The sequence below is a fragment of the Pseudomonas iridis genome, from assembly GCF_017980685.1.
GTDB classification, from domain to species: domain Bacteria; phylum Pseudomonadota; class Gammaproteobacteria; order Pseudomonadales; family Pseudomonadaceae; genus Aquipseudomonas; species Aquipseudomonas iridis.
Genome location: NZ_JACXXO010000007.1, coordinates 190,322 through 213,893 on the forward strand (window position 1 = coordinate 190,322; position 23,572 = coordinate 213,893).

General features: G+C 60.3%; 18 protein-coding genes and 3 tRNA genes. 19 read left to right on the top strand and 2 right to left on the bottom strand.

Going from position 1 to position 23,572, the window contains the following annotated elements; all coding sequences use genetic code 11:
* Positions 1–42: 42 nt before the first annotated feature.
* Together IEQ42_RS14090 and IEQ42_RS14095 are read right to left on the bottom strand one after the other, a co-directional pair.
* Positions 43–3,321 carry a sensor domain-containing protein gene (locus tag IEQ42_RS14090; protein WP_210703919.1) on the bottom strand — a complete coding sequence of 1,093 codons (3,279 nt, stop codon included), beginning with the start codon at positions 3,319–3,321 and terminating at the stop codon, positions 43–45.
* A gap of 69 nt (positions 3,322–3,390) precedes the next feature.
* Positions 3,391–4,281 carry a LysR family transcriptional regulator gene (locus tag IEQ42_RS14095; RefSeq protein WP_047300450.1) on the bottom strand — a complete coding sequence of 297 codons (891 nt, stop codon included), beginning with the start codon at positions 4,279–4,281 and terminating at the stop codon, positions 3,391–3,393.
* 148 nt (positions 4,282–4,429) lie between these two features.
* Between IEQ42_RS14095 and leuC the strand changes: the two genes are divergently transcribed.
* From leuC to IEQ42_RS14190, 19 genes are all read left to right on the top strand, one after another.
* Complete coding sequence (gene leuC, locus IEQ42_RS14100; RefSeq protein WP_210703920.1) at positions 4,430–5,860, top strand: 3-isopropylmalate dehydratase large subunit; 1,431 nt, start codon at positions 4,430–4,432, stop codon at positions 5,858–5,860.
* Positions 5,861–5,862: 2 nt separating this feature from the next.
* On the top strand, positions 5,863–6,507 hold the full coding sequence (leuD, locus tag IEQ42_RS14105) for a 3-isopropylmalate dehydratase small subunit (RefSeq protein ID WP_042558604.1): 645 nt from the start codon (positions 5,863–5,865) through the stop codon (positions 6,505–6,507).
* 94 nt (positions 6,508–6,601) lie between these two features.
* Complete coding sequence (locus IEQ42_RS14110; RefSeq protein WP_210622429.1) at positions 6,602–7,375, top strand: class I SAM-dependent methyltransferase; 774 nt, start codon at positions 6,602–6,604, stop codon at positions 7,373–7,375.
* A gap of 63 nt (positions 7,376–7,438) precedes the next feature.
* Positions 7,439–8,521, top strand: coding sequence for a 3-isopropylmalate dehydrogenase (leuB, locus tag IEQ42_RS14115; RefSeq protein WP_210703921.1), 1,083 nt, complete (start codon positions 7,439–7,441; stop codon positions 8,519–8,521).
* 66 nt (positions 8,522–8,587) lie between these two features.
* Positions 8,588–9,700, top strand: a complete 1,113-nt coding sequence (asd, locus tag IEQ42_RS14120) for an aspartate-semialdehyde dehydrogenase (RefSeq protein ID WP_042558607.1) — start codon at positions 8,588–8,590, stop codon at positions 9,698–9,700.
* A gap of 273 nt (positions 9,701–9,973) precedes the next feature.
* Positions 9,974–10,984, top strand: a complete 1,011-nt coding sequence (locus tag IEQ42_RS14125) for an aspartate-semialdehyde dehydrogenase (RefSeq protein WP_210703922.1) — start codon at positions 9,974–9,976, stop codon at positions 10,982–10,984.
* 209 nt (positions 10,985–11,193) lie between these two features.
* Positions 11,194–13,851, top strand: coding sequence for a motility hub landmark protein FimV (locus tag IEQ42_RS14130; protein WP_210703923.1), 2,658 nt, complete (start codon positions 11,194–11,196; stop codon positions 13,849–13,851).
* A 275-nt stretch (positions 13,852–14,126) separates the two neighbouring features.
* Positions 14,127–14,951 carry a tRNA pseudouridine(38-40) synthase TruA gene (gene truA / locus IEQ42_RS14135; protein ID WP_042558610.1) on the top strand — a complete coding sequence of 275 codons (825 nt, stop codon included), beginning with the start codon at positions 14,127–14,129 and terminating at the stop codon, positions 14,949–14,951.
* A 65-nt stretch (positions 14,952–15,016) separates the two neighbouring features.
* On the top strand, positions 15,017–15,637 hold the full coding sequence (locus IEQ42_RS14140; protein WP_210703924.1) for a phosphoribosylanthranilate isomerase: 621 nt from the start codon (positions 15,017–15,019) through the stop codon (positions 15,635–15,637).
* A 200-nt stretch (positions 15,638–15,837) separates the two neighbouring features.
* Complete coding sequence (gene accD, locus IEQ42_RS14145; protein WP_042558612.1) at positions 15,838–16,758, top strand: acetyl-CoA carboxylase, carboxyltransferase subunit beta; 921 nt, start codon at positions 15,838–15,840, stop codon at positions 16,756–16,758.
* Entirely contained in the window at positions 16,755–18,062 is a 1,308-nt protein-coding gene (gene folC / locus IEQ42_RS14150; RefSeq protein ID WP_210703925.1) for a bifunctional tetrahydrofolate synthase/dihydrofolate synthase, read from the top strand. The genes accD and folC overlap by 4 nt, the downstream gene beginning before the upstream one ends.
* Positions 18,046–18,696: an SPOR domain-containing protein gene (locus IEQ42_RS14155; protein ID WP_210703926.1), complete on the top strand. Its 651-nt coding sequence runs from the start codon at positions 18,046–18,048 to the stop codon at positions 18,694–18,696. Before folC ends, IEQ42_RS14155 begins: the two co-directional genes overlap by 17 nt.
* 98 nt (positions 18,697–18,794) lie before the next feature.
* Entirely contained in the window at positions 18,795–19,355 is a 561-nt protein-coding gene (locus IEQ42_RS14160; protein ID WP_042558615.1) for a CvpA family protein, read from the top strand.
* Positions 19,356–19,396: 41 nt separating this feature from the next.
* Positions 19,397–20,902 carry an amidophosphoribosyltransferase gene (gene purF, locus IEQ42_RS14165; protein ID WP_042558616.1) on the top strand — a complete coding sequence of 502 codons (1,506 nt, stop codon included), beginning with the start codon at positions 19,397–19,399 and terminating at the stop codon, positions 20,900–20,902.
* Positions 20,903–20,982: 80 nt separating this feature from the next.
* The gene (locus IEQ42_RS14170; protein ID WP_210703927.1) at positions 20,983–22,194 is read left to right on the top strand and encodes an O-succinylhomoserine sulfhydrylase; all 1,212 of its coding nucleotides are present in this window, start codon (positions 20,983–20,985) and stop codon (positions 22,192–22,194) included.
* Complete coding sequence (locus IEQ42_RS14175; protein WP_210703928.1) at positions 22,191–22,967, top strand: SDR family oxidoreductase; 777 nt, start codon at positions 22,191–22,193, stop codon at positions 22,965–22,967. The genes IEQ42_RS14170 and IEQ42_RS14175 overlap by 4 nt, the downstream gene beginning before the upstream one ends.
* 183 nt (positions 22,968–23,150) lie before the next feature.
* Positions 23,151–23,226, top strand: a tRNA-Val gene (locus IEQ42_RS14180).
* Positions 23,227–23,281: 55 nt separating this feature from the next.
* Positions 23,282–23,358, top strand: a tRNA-Asp gene (locus tag IEQ42_RS14185).
* Positions 23,359–23,452: 94 nt separating this feature from the next.
* Positions 23,453–23,529, top strand: a tRNA-Asp gene (locus IEQ42_RS14190).
* Positions 23,530–23,572: the final 43 nt, after the last annotated feature.

Sequence of the window (23,572 nt, forward strand, 5' to 3'; positions counted from 1 at the left end):
CGCCAACACTGGCAATTGTTGGCCGGGTCCAAGCTGAGCGCGTTATGTCAGCAGCTTTTTCAAGTCCTCCAGCGGTAATGGCCGACTGTGCAGATACCCTTGGTACAAATGGCAACCCAGGCCCTGCAAAAACTCAAGCTGCTCCGGGGTTTCCACGCCTTCGGCGATCACTTCGAGTTTCAGGCTGCGGGCCATGGCGACGATGGCGCGGATGATCTCCGCGTCGTTCGGGTCAGTGGTCGCATCGCGGATAAACGACTGATCGATTTTCAACGTGTCCACCGGCAAGCGCTTGAGGTAAGTCAGCGATGAATAACCGGTGCCAAAGTCGTCCATGGCGAAACTCACACCGAGCTTTTTCAGGCGGCGCATCTTGCTGATGGTGTCCTCCAGGTTCTGAATGACGATGCCTTCGGTGATCTCCAGTTTCAGCAGCGAGCACGGCAGGCCGTGGCTGACCATGCTTTGTTCGATACGCTCGACGAAGTCGTTCTGGCGGAACTGGCGCGGGCTGATGTTGACGCACAAGCTGAAATTGAGCGGGTCGACCAGTTGCAGGGCGATCAGTTGTTTGAACGCCGAGCAGGCTTCATCGAGTATCCATGTGCCGACTTCCAGAATCAGACCGCTGTCTTCCAGAACCTTGATGAACTCGGTCGGTGACTGTGCGCCGAGTTTCGGGTGGTTCCAGCGCACCAGGGCTTCGGCGCCGATGATGCGATTGTCCTGCGCGTCGATTTGCGGCTGGAAATGCACCCTGAATTCGCCGCGCGACAGCGCCAGGCGCAAGTCGGTCTCCATGCGCAGACGTTCGCTGGCCGCTTTCTGCATGGTGTTGTGATACATCTGCGTGGTGTTGCGCCCGGAATCCTTGGCTCGGTACAAGGCAATGTCCGCACGTTTGAGCAGGTCGGTCGGGGTAGAGCCGTGATCTGGGATCAGCGCCACGCCGATGCTTGGTGTGACTTGCAGGCGCTGGCCGTCGAGGAACATCGGTTCCGAGAGCAGTTCACGAAGGGTGTCGGCCAGTTCGCGTACCTGCAAGGTGACTTCATTGCGCGTGCCCTCCAGGCCACTGAGCAACACCACGAACTCATCGCCGCCCAGGCGCGCCACCGTATCCTCCATGCGCACACTGGCTTCGAGCCGCGCCGTGATGATCTTCAGCACCGTGTCACCGACCGGATGGCCGAGTGAGTCATTGATGTGCTTGAAGTGATCGAGATCGAGAAACAGCAGGGCACCGCGCAGGTTGTGGCGTTTGAGCAGGGCGATCTGCTGGCTCAGCCGATCCATCAACAACGCACGGTTGGGCAGGTTGGTCAGCGGATCGTGGTAAGCCAGATGGCGGATTTGTGCTTCAGCGTTTTTCAACAGGCTGACGTCTCGGGCCGTCAGCAGCAGGCAAGCCGTTTCATTCAGGGTGATAGGCTCCACCGAGACTTCCACCGTGAGGATTTCCCCGCGCTTGTTGCGCCCGAGCATTTCCTGGTGGTGCACGCGACCCTTGATCTGCAATTCGGCGAGCAGGGCCGAACGCTGTTTCTCCTCGGCCCAGATCCCGACCTGATACACGGTTTTACCCACCACTTCATCGGCGCGATATCCGGTGAGGCGACAGAAACCGTCGTTGACCTCCAGATAGCGCCCGGTGTCGCGCTCGGTGATGGTGATGGCGTCGGGGCTGGAGTGAAACGCCTTGGCGAACTTCTCTTCGCTGGCTTTCAGAGCCGCTTCCGAGCGTTGCTGCTGGGTGATATCGCGCAATGTGGTGACGATGCACGGTTGATCGCCAACGCTGATCTGCCGACTGGAAATCACACAGGTCAACGACTGGCCGTCCTTGTGCTGGACGATGATCGCGACATTGCTCAGGCCCTGTTCGCGGATCACCCGTTCGATGCGCTGCAGACTTTTCGCCGATGCGTCCCACAGGCCGATGTCTTCGGCGGTGCGGCCGATTACGTCGGCGGCGCTCCAGCCAAAGGTCTGAGTGAAACTGTTGTTGATTTCGATGAACTCGCCGCTGTCCTGACGGGTGACGCAGATCGGGTCGGGGCTGACCTGGAACAGCGTGGCGAACTTCTCTTCCGAGGCCACCAGGCGTTGTTCGCGTTCGACCTGATCGGTGATGTCGAGCAAAGTGCCGGCCATGCGCAACGGCGCGCCATTGTCGTCGCGATAGAGGCGGGCGCGGCTTTCCAGATAACGTGAGCTGCCGTCCGCCAATTGCACGCGATACGTCAGTTGGTAATTGCCCGCCGGGCCTTCGCGCAGGCTGCGATAGGCGTCGCGCATGCTGTCGCGCTCCTCGCCGGGCACACCTTCGAAAAACTCGTCGAACGATTCATGGAACGGTTTCGGGTCCAGTCCGTGCAATTGCGCCGCGCGCGCCGAGCCATAGAGCATGCCGCTGGGAATGTGCCAGTCCCACGTGCCGAGCTGCGCCGAGTCGAGCGCCAGGTCGAGGCGTTCCTGGCTGTCTTTCAAGGCGTGTTCCGCCGCTTTGCGCTCGGTGGTGTCGAGGAACGTGCTCAGCAGATAAGGCTGGCCTTCGAGTTCGACCTTTTGCGCACTGAGAATGCCGTCATGGATCTGCCCGTTGCTGGCGCGAAACTGCACTTCCATGCTGATCAGTTCGCCCTTGGCCTTGGTTTTTTTGACCAGTTCGCCGCGCTGCTCAGGGTGCACCCACAGGCCCAGTTCCAGGGTGGTGCGGCCAATCGCGCTTTGCACCGGCCAGCCGAACAGGCTTTCGAAATACTGGTTGGCTTCGCTGATCAAACCGTCTTCCTGGCGGGTCAGCAGCACCATGTTCGGGCACAGATGAAACAGCGTGGCGAAACGTTTCTCCGAACTGCTCAGGGCTTGTTCGCGTTGCCGCTGGTGCGTGATTTCGCGAATCACCCCAATCATTCGGGGGCGGCCGTTTTTGTCTGGCAGCAGGCTGCCGTTGATCTCCAGCCAGTGCAGGCTGCCGTCGGGCCAGCGGATGCGGTGATGCATCGCCTGTTCCAGCGGGGCGCCGGCGATTACCGCGTGGAAGGCGCGCACGGTTTTTGCCCGGTCTTCGGGTGGCAGCAAATCCAGGTATTCGAGATCTTCCGGCAGCGGCTGGCGCGGATCGAAGCCGAACAATGCCTGCGTGCCCCGTGACCAACTGATCTGACCGCGCTCGATGTCCCAATACCAGGCACCGAGCCGTGCGCCGTTCAGCGCTGCCAACAATTGCGGCGCGCTCTCCCAGCTCTGCTCGGAATGTCGCGGGTCAATCGCTTGAATGCGCGGCATCGGCGGAATTCGGTCAACAGATTTCGGCATTATCGACAGGCCTTGAGCGGGTGGTGGCATTTAGGCACAGGGGCAGCGGCTCTATAGGATTAGCACAAGTTAGCCCTGAGTCCCTGGCAGATCGATTTGTGCATCCAGCAAGGCCATAAACGCTCTTGCTGCATTCGATAGCGTCCGTTCGGTGTGCACGATATAGCCTAGCTGGCGACTGAGCTGTATGCCCGGCAATGCGATGCTTGCCACCTGTTCATCGAGCATGGTGCGCGGCAGCACGCTCCATGCCAGGCCAATGGAGACCATCATTTTGATGGTTTCCAGGTAGTTGGTGCTCATCGCGATATTCGGTGTCAGCCCTTGGGCCTCGAACAAACGTTGGACAATATGGTGTGTAAATGTGTTGCCGCCGGGGAAAACCGCCGGATGGCCGGCAATGTCCGCCAGACTGACGGCGCCATTACTGATCAATGAATGCTCCGGGGCGACCACAAAATCCAGCGGGTCATCCCACACCGGTGTGGCTTTGACCAGCGTGTGCGGCTCGGGGGCAAGGGTGATGACCGCCAGTTCCGCGCGGCCGTGGAGTATTTCTTCGTAGGCCACTTCCGAATCGAGAAACTGAATATCCAGCGCGACCTGTGGGTAGCAGCGGGTGAACTCCCTTAATAGCGGCGGCAGGCGGTGCAGGCCAATGTGATGACTGGTGGCCAATGTGAGGCGGCCGCTGACTTCGCCGGTCAGGTTGGTCAATGCGCGACGGGTGTCGTCCAGCACATTGAGAATCTGATAAGCCCGCGGCAGCAGGGCGCGGCCAGCCTCGGTCAGGCCGACTTCGCGACCCAGTCGATCGAACAGACGCACCTTGAGTTGCTGCTCCAGACCGGCAATACGCTTGCTGATGGCCGGTTGCGTCAGGTGCAGCCGTTCACCGGCGCCGGAGAAACTGCCGGTCTCGGCGATGGCGATAAAAGCGTTGAGGTTGGCCAGATCCATGGTGGTATTCCAGTTGGTTATCCAAAGCATAAAAAATATGAATTTGAGTTATTTAATCTAACCCCATAGGATCGACCTCACAAGCCAAAGGGTTATTGAATCTCTCAAATACCCAGGGCATAGAAACAAGCTGATGAGGAACCGTCTGATGGCCGGCAAAACGCTCTACGACAAGCTCTGGGATTCGCATTTGGTCAAGCAGCGCGACGATGGCTCTGCGTTGATCTACATCGATCGTCACATCATTCACGAAGTGACTTCGCCGCAAGCCTTTGAAGGTCTGCGTCTGGCCGGGCGCAAGCCTTGGCGCATCGATGCCAACATCGCGACCCCGGACCACAACGTACCGACGACCCCGGAGCGCAAGGGTGGCATCGAAGCCATCGCCGACCAGGTCTCGCGTTTGCAGGTTCAGACCCTCGATGACAACTGTGATGAATACGGCATCGTCGAGTTCAAGATGAACGACGTCCGCCAAGGCATCGTCCACGTGATCAGCCCGGAGCAGGGCGCGACCTTGCCGGGCATGACCGTGGTCTGCGGCGACTCGCACACCTCGACCCACGGCGCGTTCGGCGCTCTGGCTCACGGTATCGGCACTTCCGAGGTCGAGCACGTGCTCGCCACTCAGTGCCTGGTCGCCAAGAAAATGAAAAACATGCTGGTGTCCGTCGAAGGCCAATTGCCGTTCGGCGTGACCGCCAAGGACATCGTCCTCGCGGTGATCGGCAAGATCGGCACCGCCGGCGGTAACGGCCATGCCATCGAATTCGCCGGCAGCGCGATTCGCGATTTGTCCGTCGAAGGCCGCATGACCATCTGCAACATGTCCATCGAAGCCGGCGCCCGCGTGGGTCTGGTCGCGGCGGATCAAAAAACTGTCGATTACGTCAAGGGCCGTCCGTTCGCACCGAAAGGCGCCGAGTGGGAGATGGCCGTCGAGTCCTGGAAAGACCTGGTATCCGACGCCGATGCCAAATTCGATACCGTGGTCGAACTCGACGCCGCGCAGATCAAGCCGCAAGTCAGCTGGGGCACTTCGCCGGAAATGGTCTTGGCCGTTGATCAGAACGTGCCGGACCCGGACAAGGAAATGGATCTGGTCAAACGCGACTCGATCGTCCGCGCCCTGAAATACATGGGTTTGACCGCCAATCAGGCGATCACCGACATTCAACTCGATCGCGTATTCATCGGTTCCTGCACCAACTCGCGGATCGAAGATTTGCGCGCCGCCGCTGTCATTGCCAAGGGCCGCAAGGTGGCTTCGACCATCAAGCAAGCCATCGTCGTGCCGGGCTCGGGTCTGGTGAAGGCGCAGGCCGAGTCTGAAGGTCTGGACAAGATTTTCCTCGAAGCCGGTTTTGAATGGCGTGAACCCGGTTGCTCAATGTGTCTGGCGATGAACCCGGACCGTTTGGAGTCCGGCGAGCATTGCGCCTCGACGTCCAACCGTAACTTCGAAGGCCGTCAGGGCGCCGGTGGCCGCACCCACCTCGTCAGCCCGGCGATGGCGGCGGCTGCGGCGGTGAACGGTCGCTTTATCGACGTTCGTGAATTGATTCAAGGAGCACAGTAACGATGAAGGCATTTACCCAGCACACTGGCCTTGTCGCGCCTTTGGATCGTGCCAATGTCGACACCGACCAGATCATTCCCAAGCAGTTCTTGAAGTCGATCAAGCGCACCGGTTTCGGCCCGAACCTGTTCGATGAATGGCGTTACCTCGATGTCGGGCAACCGTATCAGGACAACTCCAAGCGCCCGTTGAACAAGGACTTCGTGCTCAACGCCGAGCGTTACCAAGGCGCCAGCGTATTGCTGGCCCGAGAGAACTTCGGTTGCGGCTCCAGTCGTGAACACGCGCCATGGGCGCTGGAAGAGTACGGTTTTCGCAGCATCATCGCGCCGAGCTACGCCGACATCTTCTTCAACAACAGCTTCAAGAACGGCTTGCTGCCGATCATCTTGAGCGACGCTGAAGTCGATGAGCTGTTCAAGCAGGTTGAAGCTGAGCCGGGCTATCAATTGCAGGTCGACCTGCAAGCACAAACCGTGACGCGTCCGGATGGCAAGGTTTACCGCTTTGAGATCGATGCGTTTCGCAAGCATTGCCTGCTCAACGGTCTGGACGATATCGGCCTGACCTTGCAAGACCACGAAGCGATTGCGACGTTTGAAGCGAAGCATCGCGTGAGCCAGCCGTGGTTGTTCCGCGACGCGTGATTGATTCGAGATTGATGTAGTCAGGGCCGGCCCCATCGCTGGCTTGCCAGCGATGAGGCCGGAACAAGCACCACAAGATTCAAGGAAAGTCCCCATGACCAGCACCGCCCAGCACAGTCAGGTTGTACAAAAGCAATTCGGTGAACAGGCCGCCGCCTACCTGAGCAGCGCCGTTCACGCGCAAGGTACCGAATTCGCACTGCTACAAGCTGAACTGGCAGGGCAGGGCGACGCCCGGTTGCTGGACCTGGGGTGTGGCGCCGGCCATGTGAGTTTTCACGTGGCGCCGCTGGTCAGGGAAGTGGTCGCCTATGACCTGTCGCAGCAGATGCTCGACGTCGTGGCGGCTGCTGCCGTCGATCGTGGCATGAGCAATATCGCCACGGTCAACGGGGCCGCCGAGCGTCTGCCGTTTGCCGATGGCGAATTCGATTTCGTGTTCAGCCGTTATTCGGCGCATCACTGGAGCGATCTCGGTGTGGCCCTGCGAGAAGTACGCCGGGTGCTGAAGCCGGGTGGTGTGGCGGCGTTCGTCGATGTGTTGTCGCCGGGCAGCCCGTTGTTCGACACTTACCTGCAAAGCGTCGAAGTGCTGCGCGACACCAGCCATGTGCGCGATTATTCTGCCGGCGAGTGGTTGCGGCAGGTCAGCGAGGCGGGTTTGCATACGCGTAGCACTGCGCGGCAACGTCTGCGTCTGGAGTACAGCAGTTGGGTCGAGCGCATGCGCACACCTGAAGTGATGCGCGCCGCGATCCGCCAGTTGCAGCAGTCGATGGGCAACGAAGTGCGCGAATATTTCGAGATCGAAGCCGATGGCTCGTTCAGTACAGATGTGATCGTACTCTGGGCTGAAAAACAGTTTTAGAACGACAAGAATTTTTCCGGGCGCGTCCGTTGATGGCGCACCGACTGAAGACACGAGGAAAGCATGAGCAAGCAGATTCTGATTCTCCCAGGCGACGGTATTGGTCCGGAAATCATGGCCGAAGCGGTCAAGGTGCTGGAATTGGCCAACGACAAGTACAGCCTGGGTTTCGAGCTGAGCCATGACGTGATCGGTGGCGCGGCCATCGACAAGCACGGCGTGCCACTGGCCGACGAAACCCTCGACCGTGCCCGCGCTGCCGATGCAGTGCTGCTTGGCGCTGTCGGTGGCCCGAAATGGGACACCATCGAGCGTGACATCCGCCCTGAGCGCGGTCTGCTGAAAATCCGTGCGCAACTGGGCCTGTTCGGCAATCTGCGTCCGGCGATCCTGTACCCGCAACTGGCCGATGCTTCGAGCCTGAAGCCGGAAATCGTTGCCGGCCTGGACATCCTGATCGTCCGCGAGCTGACCGGCGGTATCTACTTCGGCGCGCCGCGCGGCACTCGTACGCTGGAAAACGGCGAGCGTCAGGCCTATGACACCCTGCCATACAGCGAAAGCGAGATCCGCCGCATCGCCCGCGTCGGTTTCGACATGGCCATGGTGCGTGGCAAGAAGCTGTGCTCGGTGGACAAGGCCAACGTGCTGGCTTCCAGCCAACTGTGGCGTGAAGTGGTCGAGCAGGTTGCTAAAGATTATCCAGAAGTCGAACTGAGCCATATGTACGTCGACAACGCCGCCATGCAACTGGTGCGCGCACCGAAGCAGTTCGACGTGATCGTCACCGACAACCTGTTCGGCGACATCCTCTCCGACGAAGCTTCGATGCTTACCGGTTCCATCGGCATGCTGCCGTCGGCCTCGCTCGACTCCAACAACAAGGGCATGTACGAGCCTTGCCACGGTTCGGCGCCGGACATTGCCGGCAAGGGCATTGCCAACCCGTTGGCGACCATTTTGTCGGTGTCGATGATGCTGCGTTATAGCTTCAATCTGCATGACGCGGCCGATGCCATCGAGAAAGCTGTCAGCGTGGTTCTGGATCAGGGCCTGCGCACCGGTGATATCCATTCGGCCGGTTGCACCAAAGTCGGTACGCAGGAAATGGGCGACGCAGTAGTCGCCGCGCTGCGGAATCTGTAATCTCTCGGGCCCGCTGCGAAATTCAATACAAAGCAGCGGCCCACTTTTCAAGAAGGTGTAGTTGCGATGAAACGTGTAGGTCTGATCGGTTGGCGCGGTATGGTCGGTTCCGTGCTCATGCAGCGGATGCTGGAAGAGCAGGATTTCGATCTTATCGAGCCGGTGTTTTTCACCACTTCCAATGTCGGTGGCCAAGGCCCGTCCGTGGGCAAGGACATTGCTCCGCTCAAGGACGCTTACAGCATTGAAGAGCTGAAGACCCTCGACGTGATCCTGACCTGCCAGGGCGGCGACTACACCAGCGAAGTGTTCCCCAAGCTGCGCGAAGCCGGCTGGCAGGGTTACTGGATCGACGCGGCTTCCAGCCTGCGCATGAACGATGACGCGGTCATCATTCTTGATCCGGTCAACCGCAAGGTCATCGACCAGCAACTGGATGCGGGCACCAAGAACTACATCGGCGGCAACTGCACCGTCAGCCTGATGCTGATGGGCCTCGGTGGTCTGTTCGAGGCCGGGCTGGTCGAGTGGATGAGCGCCATGACGTATCAGGCGGCCTCCGGTGCCGGCGCGCAGAACATGCGTGAGCTGATCAAGCAAATGGGCGCGACCCACGCCGCTGTTGCCGAGCAACTGGCCGATCCTGCCAGCGCGATCCTCGACATCGACCGTCGTGTAGCCGATGCCATGCGCAGCGAAGCCTACCCGACCGAAAACTTCGGCGTACCGTTGGCCGGCAGCCTGATCCCATGGATCGACAAGGAACTGCCGAACGGCCAGAGCCGCGAAGAGTGGAAAGCCCAGGCCGAGACCAACAAGATTCTCGGTCGCTTCAAGAGCCCGATCCCGGTCGACGGCATCTGCGTGCGCATCGGCGCCATGCGTTGCCACAGCCAGGCGCTGACCATCAAGCTGAACAAAGACGTCCCGATCGCCGACATCGAAGGGCTGATCAGCCAGCACAACCCTTGGGTCAAACTGGTACCAAATCAGCGCGAGATCAGCATGCAGGAGCTGAGCCCGACCAAGGTCACCGGCACCCTGAATGTTCCGGTCGGTCGTCTGCGCAAGCTGAACATGGGCACCCAGTATCTGGGCGCCTTCACCGTCGGCGACCAGCTGCTGTGGGGCGCGGCCGAACCGCTGCGTCGCATGCTGCGGATTTTGCTTGAGCGTTGATCGTTTGAAGCAATGAACAACCCGCGCCTTGCGAGAGGCGCGGGTTTTTTATGCCTGAAATTTCTTGAGTGTCAGGTCTGGCCTCATCGCTGGCAAGCCAGCTCCCACAGGTTTCAGGTATGTACAAAACATCTGTGTCCCACACAGCCCCCTGTGGGAGCTGGCTTGCCAGCGATGAGGCCAGAACAGACACTGCAAATCCCCGGCAGAAATTGCCTGTGCGCCAGTCACCCGGTAAAGTGCCGCTCCCCCCGTTTCGCCAGAGGCCGCACCATGACCCAGACCCTTGATATTGCCGTGATCGGCGCCACCGGTACTGTCGGCGAAACCCTCGTACAGATTCTTGAAGAGCGTAATTTCCCGATCGGCAACCTGCACCTGCTGGCCAGCAGCGAATCCGCCGGCAGCTCGGTGCTGTTCCGTAACAAGAACGTGCGCGTGCGTGAGGTCGACGAATTCGATTTCAGCAAGGTCAAACTGGTGTTCTTCGCCGCCGGTCCAGCCATCACCCTGAGCTACGCCGCCCGCGCCCACGCCGCCGGTTGCTCGCTGATCGACCTGTCCGGCGCCTTGCCGGCCGATCAGGCGCCGCAAGTGGTGCCGGAAGCCAATGCTGATGTGCTCGCCGGTTTGAAAGCGCCATTCCAGGTCAGCAGTCCGAGCCCGTCGGCGACTGCGCTTGCCGTGGTGCTCGCGCCGTTGCTCGATCTGATCGATCTGCAATACGTCAACGTCACCGCCAATCTGGCCGTTTCCGCCCAGGGGCGTGAAGCCGTCGCCGAGCTGGCACGTCAGACCGCCGAGCTGCTGAACATGCGCCCGTTGGAGCCCAAGTTTTTTGATCGGCAGATGGCGTTCAACCTGCTGGCCCAGGTCGGCACGCCTGACGCGCAGGGCCATACGCTGCTGGAAAAACGCCTGGTGCGTGAGTTGCGTCAGGTGCTGGCACAGCCTTTATTGAAGATTTCCGCAAGTTGCGTTCAAGCCCCGGTATTTTTTGGCGATAGCCTTAGCGTGACTTTGCAGTCAGCGCAGGCCGTCGACCTGAAAAAGGTCAATGCTGCGCTGGAAGCTGCGTCGGGCATTGAACTGGTCGATGCGGGTGATTACCCGACGGCAGTCGGAGACGCGGTGGGTCAGGACGTGGTCTATGTCGGTCGTGTTCGCAGTGGTGTCGATGACCCGGCGGAACTTAATCTGTGGCTGACGTCAGATAACGTGCGCAAAGGCGCAGCACTCAATGCTGTGCAGGTTGCCGAGTTGTTGATAAAAGACCTGCTGTAAAAGATACTTGGCAACAATTTGTCGACTGATTCTAGCTGGGCGCTATGCTTGGCCGAAGCAGTTGATAACGTGTCACCCTCCGGGACTTTCCGGGGCATCAAAGAAATGATCGCGCGCGGCAGTCTGTCGTCGTCGCGCGCAATGCCTTACGGCAGCGGTATTCAACATCTTCTCGCTGGCCGAGGAACGTTCAAACAAAGGATGAGGCTATGGTTCAAGTTCGCAAACTGGTGTTAGCAATAGCGGCCGCCTCGGCGCTGTCCTCCGGTATGGCGCATGCCCTCGGGCTCGGGGAGCTGACCCTGAAGTCGACCCTGAACCAGCCGCTGGTGGCTGAAATCGAGCTGCTCGACGTCAAGGATCTCACCGCTGCCGAAGTGGTGCCGAGCCTGGCTTCGCCGGAAGACTTCGCCAAGGCCGGCGTCGACCGCCAGGCCTTCCTCAATGATCTGACGTTCACCCCCGTACTCAACGCCGGCGGCAAAAGCGTGCTGCGCGTGACCTCGAGCAAGCCACTGTCGGAACCGATGGTGAAATTCCTCGTCCAGGTGATGTGGCCAAATGGCCGCTTGTTGCGCGATTACAGCGTACTGCTGGATCCGTCGAAGTTTTCGCCGCAGACCGCTGACGCCGCCGCGCAACCGGCGCCGTCGCAAACCATCACTGCACCGACCACCGGCGCCACTCACCCGACGCAATACACCACCACCCCGCGCGACACCCTGTGGGAAATCGCGGCGAAGGCCCGTAACGGCGGTTCGGTGCAGCAGACCATGCTGGCCATTCAGGCGTTGAACCCGGATGCGTTTATCGGCGGCAACATCAACCGCCTGAAAGTCGGCCAGGTCCTGCGTCTTCCGGATTCGGTGCAAAGCACTGCGCTGCCACAGTCGGCGGCCATCGCTGAAGTCGCAGCACAAAACGAAGCCTGGCGTCAGGGTCGTCGTTATGTGGCCAAACCTGGCACCGGTCAGCAGCAACTCGATGCGACCAACCGTGGTCGCGGCAATGCGGGCGCTGCGCCTGACGCGCAAGACAACCTGAGCCTGGTTTCTGCTGAAAGCGCCAAGGCGCGCGGCAAAGGCCCTGCGGGCGACGCCAAGGCCCTGAGCGACAAGCTCGCGGTCACTCAGGAAAACCTCGACACGACCCTTCGTGACAACGAGGAACTGAAAAGCCGCATGACCGATCTGCAAAGTCAGTTGGACAAGCTGCAACGTCTGATCGAGTTGAAGAACAATCAATTGGCGAAGATGCAGGCCGAAGGGGCGGGCGCTGCTCCAGACGCTAATCCGGCGGTGCCTGCGATCACTGCCGAGTTGGCCGCCACACCGCCAGCGACACCGGCAGAAGCAGCTCCGACACCAGAGTCCGCCATTGCACCGCCGGCCGAGACGCCAGTTGAGCCAGTGGTCGAGCCGGTGGTCGAAACTACACCTGTCGCTGATGACGAAAAAACCTTCAACGAACTGCTGACCAATCCGATCTTGCTGGGTCTGGTCGGTGGCGGTGCCGTGGTCTTGCTGTTGTTGCTGTTGCTGCTGGCCCGTCGCCGCAAAGCCCAGCAGGAAGCCGAGAAGCATGTGCGCATGGCTCGCGCCCTGGCTGAGGAGCAAGAGTTCTCCGCCGAGCACGATCTGCCCGAAAGCAGCTTCGAAGGTCTGGAAACCCCGGCCGCGAGCGTCAAACTCAACACTCCGGCTCCTGCTCCGGCACCAACGCCTGCGCCAGTAGTCGCCCCGATTGTGGCGCCAATCGTCATGGCCGAGCCAATCGCTGCGCCGCTGGTTGCCCCGGCAGGCGAGCGCTCCGATGACGTCCTCGACAAGGCTCAATCGCACATCAACGCCGGTCGTCTGAATCAGGCTGCTGCGTTGCTGGAAGAGGGCATCAGCCTTGAGCCGCAGCGCAGTGATCTGCGTCTGAAGCTGATGGAAGTCTATGGTCAGCAGGGTGATCGCGATGCTTTCGTAGGCCAGGAGCGTCAGTTGGTGGCCAATGGCGACAACTTCGCCAAGGTCGAAGAGCTGAAAAGCCGTTTCCCGGCCATGGCAGTAGCGGTTGCCGGTGGTTTGGCCGCCGCCGCCATTGCAGCCGAGCTGGACGCCCAGTACGTCAAGGAATTGCTGCTGGATGAGCCCGAAACGCCTGAGCCGTCGCCAGCAACGGACGATCTGGACAGCGCGTTCGACCTGAGTCTGGACGATCTCGACAACATCACTCCGGTGGAGCCAGCGCCAGTCGTTGAGCCCGAAGCGCCTGTCGAACTGGACGAGTTCCCGTCGGACGACGATCTGAGCTTTGAATCGGTGCTGCAACAGCAGACCGACATCAAAGAGAATCTGGATGATCTGTCGGATTTCGACCTGGATCTGGACCTTGGCGCTGAGCCGGCTCCTGTTCCCGCACCGTTGGCCGATGATGACTTCCTGCTGGATCTGGATGACGGCGTGAAGGACTTGCCGCCGGTAGAGCCACCGGTCGTCGCCGATGTGCCGCAGGATGATCTGGAGCTGCCGGCCGATTTCGACCTGTCGTTGTCTGACGAGATGGACACCAACCCGGCGGGCGAGCCTGATGCATTTGCCGCCGAGCTGGATGACGTCAACGCCGAGCTGGATCGCCTGTCGCAGAGCATCGCCGAGCCGACGTTCACCGAGGCCGATGCGGCGCTGGGTGATGATTTGGGTGAAGACGATTTCGACTTCCTCGCGGGCACCGACGAAGCAGCCACCAAACTTGATCTGGCCCAGGCCTACATCGACATGGGTGACAGCGACGGCGCGCGCGACATCCTCAATGAAGTGTTGACCGAGGGTGACGAGAAGCAGCGCGGCGAAGCCAAGGACATGCTCTCGAGCCTTTAATAAATCTGCGGTAAACAAAACGGCAGCCCGGTGAGGCTGCCGTTTTTGTTTGGGGCGCAGTGTGTGTTGTTTTGGCTATTGTCATCGCTGGCAAGCCAGCTCCCACAGGTATTGTGTGCGCCGCAGAAACTGTGGGAGCTGGCTTGCCAGCGATGAGGCCCGATCAGGCGACAGAGATCTCTCTGGCATCCCCGGTCCACAGCCTTATAATGCCGGCCTTTGCAAAAACAGCAGGCTGTCCCACCTTGGCAAACATAGATAACCCGATCGCCGAAATGGCCCCCGACGGCTTTTACCGCGTTGCGCTGGGCGTTGAATACAAAGGCTCGCGCTACAGTGGCTGGCAGCGTCAGTTAACCGGAGTGGCGACGGTGCAGGAAGCGCTTGAAAAAGCCTTGTCGAAAGTCGCCAACGCGCCCGTTTCCTTGCAGTGCGCCGGGCGTACCGATGCGGGTGTGCATGCCTGCGGACAAGTGGTGCATTTCGACACGCAGGTCGACCGCTCGCTGAAGGCCTGGGTAATGGGCGCCAACATCAACCTGCCTCACGACATCAGTGTCAGTTGGGCGCGGGTGATGCCGGCGCATTTCCATGCGCGGTTCAAGGCCATCGCCCGGCGCTATCGTTATGTGATCTACAACGATCAGATTCGCCCGGCCCATCTCAATGAAGAAATCACCTGGAATCACCGCCCGCTGGACGCAGAGCGCATGGCCGAAGCCGCGCAGTATCTGATTGGCACCCACGATTTCAGTGCGTTCCGTGCCGGCCAGTGCCAGGCGAAATCGCCGATCAAGAAGATGCATCACCTGCGCGTGACCCGTCACGGCAAGATGATCGTGCTCGACATCCGCGCCAACGCATTCCTGCACCACATGGTGCGCAACATCGCCGGCGTCCTGATGACCATCGGTGCTGGCGAGCGGCCGGTCGAGTGGATGAAGGAAGTGCTGGAAAGTCGCGAGCGCCGGTCTGGCGGCGTGACAGCGCATCCTTACGGCTTGTATCTGGTGCAAGTCGAGTACCACGACGAATTTCCGCTGCCCGAGCGTTTTATCGGTCCTCATTTCCTTACGGGTTTCTCCGAACTTGACGGCTGACGCCCTCGAGCGCTTTTGTTACCATCCGGGACTTTCCCGGATTCTGCCTCGGAGTTTTTCTCGATATGTCAGCCGTTCGCAGCAAGATCTGCGGCATTACCCGCATAGAAGATGCGCTGGCCGCCGTCGAAGCCGGGGCTGATGCGATCGGATTCGTGTTTTACGCCAAAAGTCCGCGCGCAGTATCGGTGCAGCAAGCGCGGGAAATCATCAGGGCCTTGCCGCCGTTTGTGACCACCGTGGGCCTGTTCGTCAATGCCAGCCGTTGCGAGTTGGGGGAAATCCTCGATGCCGTGCCGCTGGATCTGTTGCAGTTCCATGGCGACGAAACCGCCGAAGAGTGCGAAGGCTGGCATCGTCCTTATATCAAGGCGCTGCGGGTCAAGGCCGGCGATGACATTGCCGCGGCTGTCGATGCTTACCCAAGTGCCAGTGGCGTACTGCTCGATACCTACGTCGAAGGCGTGCCCGGCGGAACCGGCGAGGCGTTCGACTGGTCATTGATTCCGCAAGGTTTGAGCAAGCCGCTGATTCTGGCGGGTGGTTTGACCCCGGAAAACGTCGCAGGCGCCGTGGCTCGGGTAAAACCCTACGCAGTCGACGTCAGTGGTGGGGTCGAGGCAAGCAAAGGCATCAAGGATCACGCAAAAGTTCAGGCGTTCATCGGCGCCGTCAGGGGCATTTAGGCCTGTGCATGATGTGACGGCTGGCACACTGCCGCCGTCCACAGCTTGGTAGAAAAGAGGCTGAGGGTTTTTGGGTTGTACGAAGGTCAGTTTTTCTGACCCGGCCATCCTTGATCATCGCCACACATGAATTTAGCTCAAGGGCATACACGGGGCTGCGAACCAGAGCGTTCGGGCCGCCGGTACTGGAGAAAGAAAGCATGAGCAACTGGTTAGTAGACAAACTGATCCCTTCGATCATGCGCTCGGAGGTCAAGAAGAGCTCGGTGCCTGAAGGTCTGTGGCACAAATGCCCATCCTGTGAGGCCGTGCTGTACCGTCCGGAGCTGGAAAAGACCTTGGACGTTTGCCCGAAGTGCAACCACCACATGCGCATCGGTGCACGTGCGCGCATCGACATCTTCCTTGATGCCGAAGGTCGCAACGAACTGGGCGCCGATCTGGAGCCGGTTGACCGTCTGAAATTCCGTGACGGCAAGAAGTACAAGGATCGCCTGACCGCTGCGCAGAAGCAGACCGGCGAAAAAGACGCGTTGATTTCCGTCAGCGGCACCCTGCTGGGCATGCCGGTAGTGGTTTCGGCGTTTGAATTCAGCTTCATGGGCGGTTCCATGGGTGCCATCGTCGGCGAGCGTTTCGTACGCGCTGCCAACTACGCGCTGGAAAACCGCTGCCCGATGATCTGCTTCGCCGCTTCCGGTGGTGCGCGCATGCAGGAAGCCCTGATCTCGCTGATGCAGATGGCCAAGACCTCGGCCGTGCTGGCGCGTCTGCGCGAAGAAGGCATTCCGTTCATCTCGGTGCTGACCGATCCGGTTTACGGTGGTGTTTCCGCCAGTCTGGCAATGCTCGGCGACGTGATTGTTGGCGAACCTAAAGCCCTGATCGGCTTCGCCGGTCCGCGCGTTATCGAACAAACCGTGCGCGAGAAACTGCCGGAAGGCTTCCAGCGCAGCGAGTTCCTGCTGGAGCACGGTGCGATCGACATGATCATCCACCGTCAGGAACTGCGTCCGCGCCTGGGCAACCTGCTGGCACAAATGACGGGTAAGCCAACGCCGACATTCGTTGCTGCGCCAATCGAGCCGATCGTCGTTCCACCGGTGCCTGCCAACATATGACCGAGCGCACCCTTGGCGAGTGGCTCGCCTACCTTGAGCAGTTGCATCCGTCGGCCATCGACATGGGTCTGGAGCGTTCGCAACAGGTAGCGTCCCGCATGGGGCTGGGCCAGCCGGCGCCTCGGGTGATCACGGTCACCGGCACCAACGGCAAGGGTTCGACCTGCGCTTTCGTGGCTTCGTTGCTGCGGGCGCAGGGCCTGAGCGTTGGTGTCTACAATTCTCCGCACCTGCTGCGTTACAACGAGCGGGTGCAGCTCAATGGCGTCGAAGCCACTGACGCACAGCTGTGCGAAGCCTTCGCTGCGGTCGAGGCCGGGCGCGGCGAAACTTCCCTGACTTACTTCGAAATGGGCACACTGGCGGCGTTCTGGCTGTTTCAGCAGGCCGGGCTCGATGCTGTGGTGCTGGAAGTCGGTCTGGGCGGGCGTCTGGATACGGTCAACGTGGTGGACGCCGATATCGCGCTGGTTACCAGCATTGGTGTCGATCATGCCGATTATCTGGGTGATACCCGCGAATCCGTAGCCTTCGAGAAGGCCGGGATCTTCCGTCAGGGCAAGCCTGCGCTGTGCGGCGACCTCAATCCTCCGCAACCGTTGCTCGACAAGGCGCGCGAACTGGCGTGCCCGTTCTCCTTGCGTGGACGCGATTTCGATCTCGGCATCACTGACCATAACTGGCAGTGGCGCGGTACCGATGCGCAGGGCCGGGTTGTCGAGCTGCATGATTTGCCGCTGCTCGATCTGCCGATGGAAAACGCCGCACTGGTGTTGCAGGCGTATCTGCTGCTCGGTTTGCCGTGGAGTGCACAGCAGATTGTGGCGGCCTTGCAGGCGACGCGTGTTGTCGGGCGTCTGGATCGCCGTTCCTTCGAGTGGAATGGCAAGCGCCTGAATCTGTTGCTGGATGTTGGCCATAACCCGCACGCGGCGGAGTATCTGGCTCGCCGTCTGGCCTCGCGGCCACCGGTCGGCAAGCGTCTGGCGGTGTTTGGTTTGTTGGCGGACAAGGATCTGGATGGTGTTGTCAGCGAGTTGAATGCTAGTGTCGAACACTGGGCAGTAGCGCCGCTGGATTCACCGCGTGCGCGCCCTGTTGCGCAATTGCAGGTGGCATTGCAGAACCTTGGCGCGTCGGTCACGTCTTACGACAGTGTTGCCGCCGCACTTGAAGGGCAGTGCGCCGTCGCAACCAGCGACGATGAGATTCTGTTGTTCGGATCATTTTATTGTGTCGCCGAGGCCCTTGAATGGTTGGCCCGGCACTCCACGGAGGAAGCGGCAAATGGCTTTGCTGGATAAAGCGTACAAACAGCGCATGGTAGGTGCTCTGGTGCTGGTGGCGCTGGCGGTGATTTTCCTGCCGATGCTGTTTTCCCGTCAGGACGAACAGCGCCAGGTGACCGTCGAGGCCCCGGCTGCCCCGCCTGCGCCTGCCATGCCGCAGGTGGAGTTGGAGCCGGTCGCCGTTCCCGAGCCGCAAACCTTGCCGCAAGAGCCCGTGCCAAGCGATGACGAAATCGCCGAGCAAGTCGCGCCTTCTGCGCCGATCGCCCCGGCACCTGTTGTGCCGGCCCAGATCGCCACGCCTGCCGCGCCGCCGCCGGTGTCCAAGCCGATTCCTGCGCCTGCCCAGCCGATCGCTTCAGCGACGACCAAGCCTGATACCACTCAGAGCCGCGTCGACGCCAATGGTCTGTCGGTGAGCTGGTCGGTGCAACTGGCCAGCCTGTCGAGCCGCGCCAGCGCCGAGAGTCTGCAGAAAACTCTGCGCAGCCAGGGCTACAACGCTTACATCCGTTCCGCCGATGGCAAGAATCGGGTGTTCGTCGGCCCGCTGATCGAGCGCGCCGAAGCCGATCGTCTGCGTGATCTTTTGAGCCGTCAGCAGAAGCTCAAGGGCTTTGTCGTGCGCTTCCAGCCCGAGCGTGGCTAGGATCTATCGATTCGATTGAAATGCACTGAAAATCGCAGCTTACCGACAGCCATGCGCTCTGCTAAAATGCGCCGCCTCATCCGTCTGTAGGCTGCACTGTGCCATTTACCTGGGTTGACTGGGCGATCGTTGCAATCATCGCCATCTCCGCATTGATCAGTTTGAGCCGCGGCTTCGTCAAAGAAGCATTATCGCTGGTGACCTGGATCATCGCAGGAGTCGTCGCCTGGATGTTCGGTGGTTCATTGTCCGAGTACCTCGCCGGATACATCGAAACCCCATCGGCTCGCGTGATCGCGGGCTGTGCCATCATGTTTGTCGCCACGCTGATCGTGGGCGCAATGATCAATTATCTTATCGGCGAGTTGGTTCGCGTCACCGGGTTGTCCGGGACCGACCGCTTTCTGGGAATGGCCTTCGGCGCGGCGCGTGGCGTGTTGCTGGTGGTCGTCGCAGTCGGGCTGTTGAGCCTGGGGCCGGTACAGCAGGACGGGTGGTGGAAAGAGTCACAGCTCGTGCCAAAATTTCTATTGGTCGCCGACTGGTCCAAGAACCTGATTCTTGGGTGGAGCAGTCAGTGGCTTGCCAGCGGAATCAGCGTACCCGCTGAAATTCCGTTCAAGGAACAGCTCTTGCCGTCGGCCAAAACGCCACAGTGAGTGTTGTTCAGTTCAGATCCATTAAGTAGGGGTTGCGTCGCATGTGTGGCATCGTCGGTATCGTCGGTAAGTCGAACGTCAATCAGGCGCTGTATGACGCGCTAACCGTGCTCCAGCACCGCGGCCAGGACGCTGCCGGTATCGTGACCAGCCATGATGGCCGGTTGTTCTTGCGCAAGGACAATGGCCTGGTGCGTGACGTGTTCCATCAGCGTCACATGCAACGCCTGGTCGGCCATATGGGTATCGGCCACGTCCGTTATCCAACCGCGGGCAGCTCGACTTCGGCCGAAGCCCAGCCGTTTTATGTCAACTCGCCTTACGGCATTACGCTGGCGCATAACGGTAACCTGACCAACGTTGAACAGTTGGCCAAAGAAATCTACGAATCCGATCTGCGTCACGTCAACACCAGTTCCGACTCGGAAGTGCTGCTCAACGTGTTCGCCCACGAGCTGGCCCAGCGCGGCAAGCTGCAACCGACCGAAGAAGACGTGTTTGCTGCCGTGACCGACGTGCACAACCGTTGCGTCGGCGGTTACGCGGTAGTGGCCATGGTGACCGGTTACGGCATCGTCGGTTTTCGTGACCCGCACGGCATCCGCCCGATCGTGTTCGGCCAGCGTCACACTGACGAAGGCGTCGAGTACATGATCGCCTCGGAAAGTGTTTCCCTGGACGTGCTCGGTTTCACCCTGATTCGCGACCTGGCGCCGGGCGAAGCGGTCTACATCACTGAAGAGGGCAAGCTGCACACCCGTCAGTGCGCGACCAGCCCGTCCCTGACCCCGTGCATCTTCGAACACGTCTATCTGGCGCGTCCGGACTCGATCATCGACGGCGTGTCGGTCTACAAGGCGCGCCTGCGCATGGGTGAGAAACTCGCCGAGAAGATCCTGCGTGAGCGTCCTGAGCACGACATCGACGTGGTCATCCCGATTCCGGACACCAGTCGCACTGCTGCGCTGGAACTGGCTAATCACTTGGGCGTGAAATTCCGCGAAGGTTTCGTCAAGAATCGTTACATCGGCCGCACCTTCATCATGCCGGGCCAGGCTGCCCGCAAGAAATCGGTACGCCAGAAGCTCAACGCCATCGAGCTGGAATTCCGCGGCAAGAACGTGATGCTGGTCGATGACTCGATCGTTCGCGGTACCACCTGCAAGCAGATCATCCAGATGGCCCGCGAAGCCGGTGCGAAAAACGTCTACTTCTGCTCGGCCGCTCCTGCGGTGCGTTTCCCGAACGTTTACGGCATCGACATGCCAAGCGCCCATGAACTGATCGCCCACAACCGTTCGACTCAGGACGTGGCTGATCTGATCGGTGCTGACTGGCTGATCTATCAGGACTTGCCTGACTTGATCGAAGCGGTCGGCGGCGGCAAGATCAAGATCGAAAACTTCGATTGCGCAGTGTTCGACGGCAAGTACGTGACCGGCGACGTCGACGAGGCTTATCTGGACAAGATCGAACAGGCACGCAACGATGCCTCGAAGGTCAAGACCCAGGCGGTCAGTGCGATCATCGATCTGTATAACAACTGAGTTTCTACCGGCCCTGAGGGGCCGGTTTTGTATCTGGCAAAAGACTTTTTATTTATCGAGAACAGGCAAGGAGTGACAGCATGAGTCAGGAATGGGATGCCGGTCGTCTGGATAGCGACCTCGAAGGCGTAGCGTTCGATACCCTGGCCGTACGTGCCGGTCAGCACCGTACGCCGGAAGGCGAACACGGTGATCCGATGTTCTTCACCTCAAGCTACGTGTTCCGCACTGCCGCCGACGCAGCAGCACGGTTTGCCGGCGAAGTGCCAGGCAACGTTTACTCGCGTTACACCAATCCGACCGTGCGCGCGTTCGAAGAGCGTATTGCTGCGCTGGAAAGCGCCGAGCAAGCTGTTGCGACGGCCACCGGCATGGCTGCGATCATGGCGGTGGTGATGAGCCTGTGCAGTGCCGGCGATCACGTGCTGGTGTCGCGCAGCGTGTTCGGTTCGACCATCAGCCTGTTCGAAAAGTACTTCAAGCGTTTCGGCATCGAAGTCGACTATGTGCCGCTGGCAGAGCTGCCGGCGTGGGATGCGGCGATCAAGCCGAACACCAAACTGCTCTTCGTCGAGTCGCCATCCAATCCGCTGGCTGAGCTGGTGGACATCGCCGTCCTGGCGCAAATTGCTCACGCCAAAGGCGCGATGCTGGTGGTCGACAACTGCTTCTGCACGCCTGCGTTGCAGCAGCCGCTGAAGCTCGGTGCGGACATCGTCGTGCACTCGGCGACCAAGTTCATCGATGGTCAGGGCCGTTGCATGGGCGGCGTGGTCGCCGGTCGCAGCGAGCAGATGAAGGAAGTCGTCGGTTTCCTGCGTACCGCCGGGCCAACGTTGAGCCCGTTCAACGCGTGGATCTTCCTCAAAGGTCTGGAAACCCTGAACCTGCGGATGAAGGCGCACTGTGCCAACGCCCAGCAACTGGCCGAATGGCTGGAGCAGCAGGACGGTATCGAGAAGGTCCATTACGCCGGTCTCAAGAGTCATCCACAGCATGAGCTTGCTCAGCGTCAGCAGAAGGGCTTTGGTGCGGTGGTGAGTTTTGAGGTCAAGGGCGGTAAAGAGGGCGCGTGGCGCTTTATCGATGCCACCCGGTTGATTTCGATCACCGCCAACCTCGGTGATAGCAAAACCACCATCACCCACCCGAGCACCACTTCCCACGGCCGTCTGGCGCCGCAGGAGCGTGAAGCAGCGGGTATTCGTGACAGCCTGATCCGCGTCGCCGTCGGTCTGGAAGACGTGGCCGACCTGCAAGCCGACCTGGCGCGCGGTCTGGCGGCGCTGTGATCGAATTGTCCACTGCGAAAGCCGGCGCCCATGGCCGCGTTGCGCTGGTCACGGGCGCCGCGCGCGGCATTGGTCTGGGCATTGCCGCGTGGCTGATCAGCGAAGGCTGGCAAGTGGTGCTGACCGATCTCGATCGTGCGCGCGGTTCGAAAGTGGCGAAGGTGCTGGGCGAGCACGCCTGGTTCATCGCCATGGACGTTGCGGATGAAGGTCAGGTGGCGCTTGGTGTGGCCGAGGTGTTGGGGCAGTTTGGTCGGCTCGATGCGCTGGTGTGCAACGCGGCGGTGGCTGATCCCCACAACATCACGCTGGAAAGCCTTGATCTGGCCTACTGGAATCGGGTGCTGGCAGTGAATCTCAGCGGGCCGATGCTACTGGCCAAGCATTGCGCGCCATATCTGCGGGCGCACAATGGCTCGATCGTCAATCTGGCGTCGACCCGTGCCGGACAATCCGAACCTGATACCGAGGCATATGCGGCGAGCAAGGGTGGGTTGTTGGCGCTCACTCACGCGTTGGCCATCAGCCTCGGGCCGGAGATTCGGGTCAACGCCGTCAGCCCGGGCTGGATTGATGCGCGGGACCCGTTTGCACGTCGTGCCGAGCCGTTGGCCGATTCCGATCACGCTCAGCATCCGGCGGGCAGGGTGGGCACGGTTGAGGATGTCGCGGCGATGGTTGCGTGGCTGCTGTCGAGGAATGCCGGGTTTGTCACCGGGCAGGAATTCGTCGTTGACGGCGGCATGACCAAGAAGATGATTTACAAGCAGTGAAGGGCAGCTTCGAGCTTCTAGCTGCCAGTCAAAGCACAACAGTGAAGTGACTGCTGTATGTGTTCTTGCTTTTGCTTGCTGCTCGACACTTGTCGCTAAAAGCGGTTTTTGAAAAAAACTTCAATCCTGCTATTGACTTAGGTTCGCTACCTGCGTAAATTTCGCGGCCTCGGAGATGCAAACGGGTGATTAGCTCAGCTGGGAGAGCGTCTGCCTTACAAGCAGAATGTCGGCGGTTCGATCCCGTCATCACCCACCACTTCCGAGTAACTTGCGAAAGCAAGAGGGTAGGCTGAAAGTGCCTGCACCGACGCGCAGCGGTAGTTCAGTCGGTTAGAATACCGGCCTGTCACGCCGGGGGTCGCGGGTTCGAGTCCCGTCCGCTGCGCCATATTTAACGAGTCAGACGTTGTCTGGTTCGCGATTGAAAAGCACCGAAGCTTTCAATCAAAACGAGTTACTTGAGCGCAAGCTCAAAGCGATACGCAGCGGTAGTTCAGTCGGTTAGAATACCGGCCTGTCACGCCGGGGGTCGCGGGTTCGAGTCCCGTCCGCTGCGCCATATCTGCTTCAAGGCCCACTGAACGCCTTGAAGCACCGAAAGA

Excerpts from the sequence above, each read along its gene's own strand:
- IEQ42_RS14140 (WP_210703924.1), top strand. The coding sequence starts at position 15,017 with ATGTCAGCCGTTCGCAGCAAGATCTGCGGCATTACCCGCATAGAAGAT.
- IEQ42_RS14130 (WP_210703923.1), top strand. The coding sequence starts at position 11,194 with ATGGTTCAAGTTCGCAAACTGGTGTTAGCAATAGCGGCCGCCTCGGCG.
- IEQ42_RS14110 (WP_210622429.1), top strand. The coding sequence starts at position 6,602 with ATGACCAGCACCGCCCAGCACAGTCAGGTTGTACAAAAGCAATTCGGT.
- IEQ42_RS14090 (WP_210703919.1), bottom strand. The coding sequence starts at position 3,321 with ATGCCGAAATCTGTTGACCGAATTCCGCCGATGCCGCGCATTCAAGCG.
- leuD (WP_042558604.1), top strand. The coding sequence starts at position 5,863 with ATGAAGGCATTTACCCAGCACACTGGCCTTGTCGCGCCTTTGGATCGT.
- leuB (WP_210703921.1), top strand. The coding sequence starts at position 7,439 with ATGAGCAAGCAGATTCTGATTCTCCCAGGCGACGGTATTGGTCCGGAA.
- accD (WP_042558612.1), top strand. The coding sequence starts at position 15,838 with ATGAGCAACTGGTTAGTAGACAAACTGATCCCTTCGATCATGCGCTCG.
- asd (WP_042558607.1), top strand. The coding sequence starts at position 8,588 with ATGAAACGTGTAGGTCTGATCGGTTGGCGCGGTATGGTCGGTTCCGTG.
- leuC (WP_210703920.1), top strand. The coding sequence starts at position 4,430 with ATGGCCGGCAAAACGCTCTACGACAAGCTCTGGGATTCGCATTTGGTC.
- IEQ42_RS14155 (WP_210703926.1), top strand. The coding sequence starts at position 18,046 with ATGGCTTTGCTGGATAAAGCGTACAAACAGCGCATGGTAGGTGCTCTG.
- folC (WP_210703925.1), top strand. The coding sequence starts at position 16,755 with ATGACCGAGCGCACCCTTGGCGAGTGGCTCGCCTACCTTGAGCAGTTG.
- IEQ42_RS14170 (WP_210703927.1), top strand. The coding sequence starts at position 20,983 with ATGAGTCAGGAATGGGATGCCGGTCGTCTGGATAGCGACCTCGAAGGC.
- purF (WP_042558616.1), top strand. The coding sequence starts at position 19,397 with ATGTGTGGCATCGTCGGTATCGTCGGTAAGTCGAACGTCAATCAGGCG.
- IEQ42_RS14095 (WP_047300450.1), bottom strand. The coding sequence starts at position 4,281 with ATGGATCTGGCCAACCTCAACGCTTTTATCGCCATCGCCGAGACCGGC.
- truA (WP_042558610.1), top strand. The coding sequence starts at position 14,127 with ATGGCCCCCGACGGCTTTTACCGCGTTGCGCTGGGCGTTGAATACAAA.
- IEQ42_RS14125 (WP_210703922.1), top strand. The coding sequence starts at position 9,974 with ATGACCCAGACCCTTGATATTGCCGTGATCGGCGCCACCGGTACTGTC.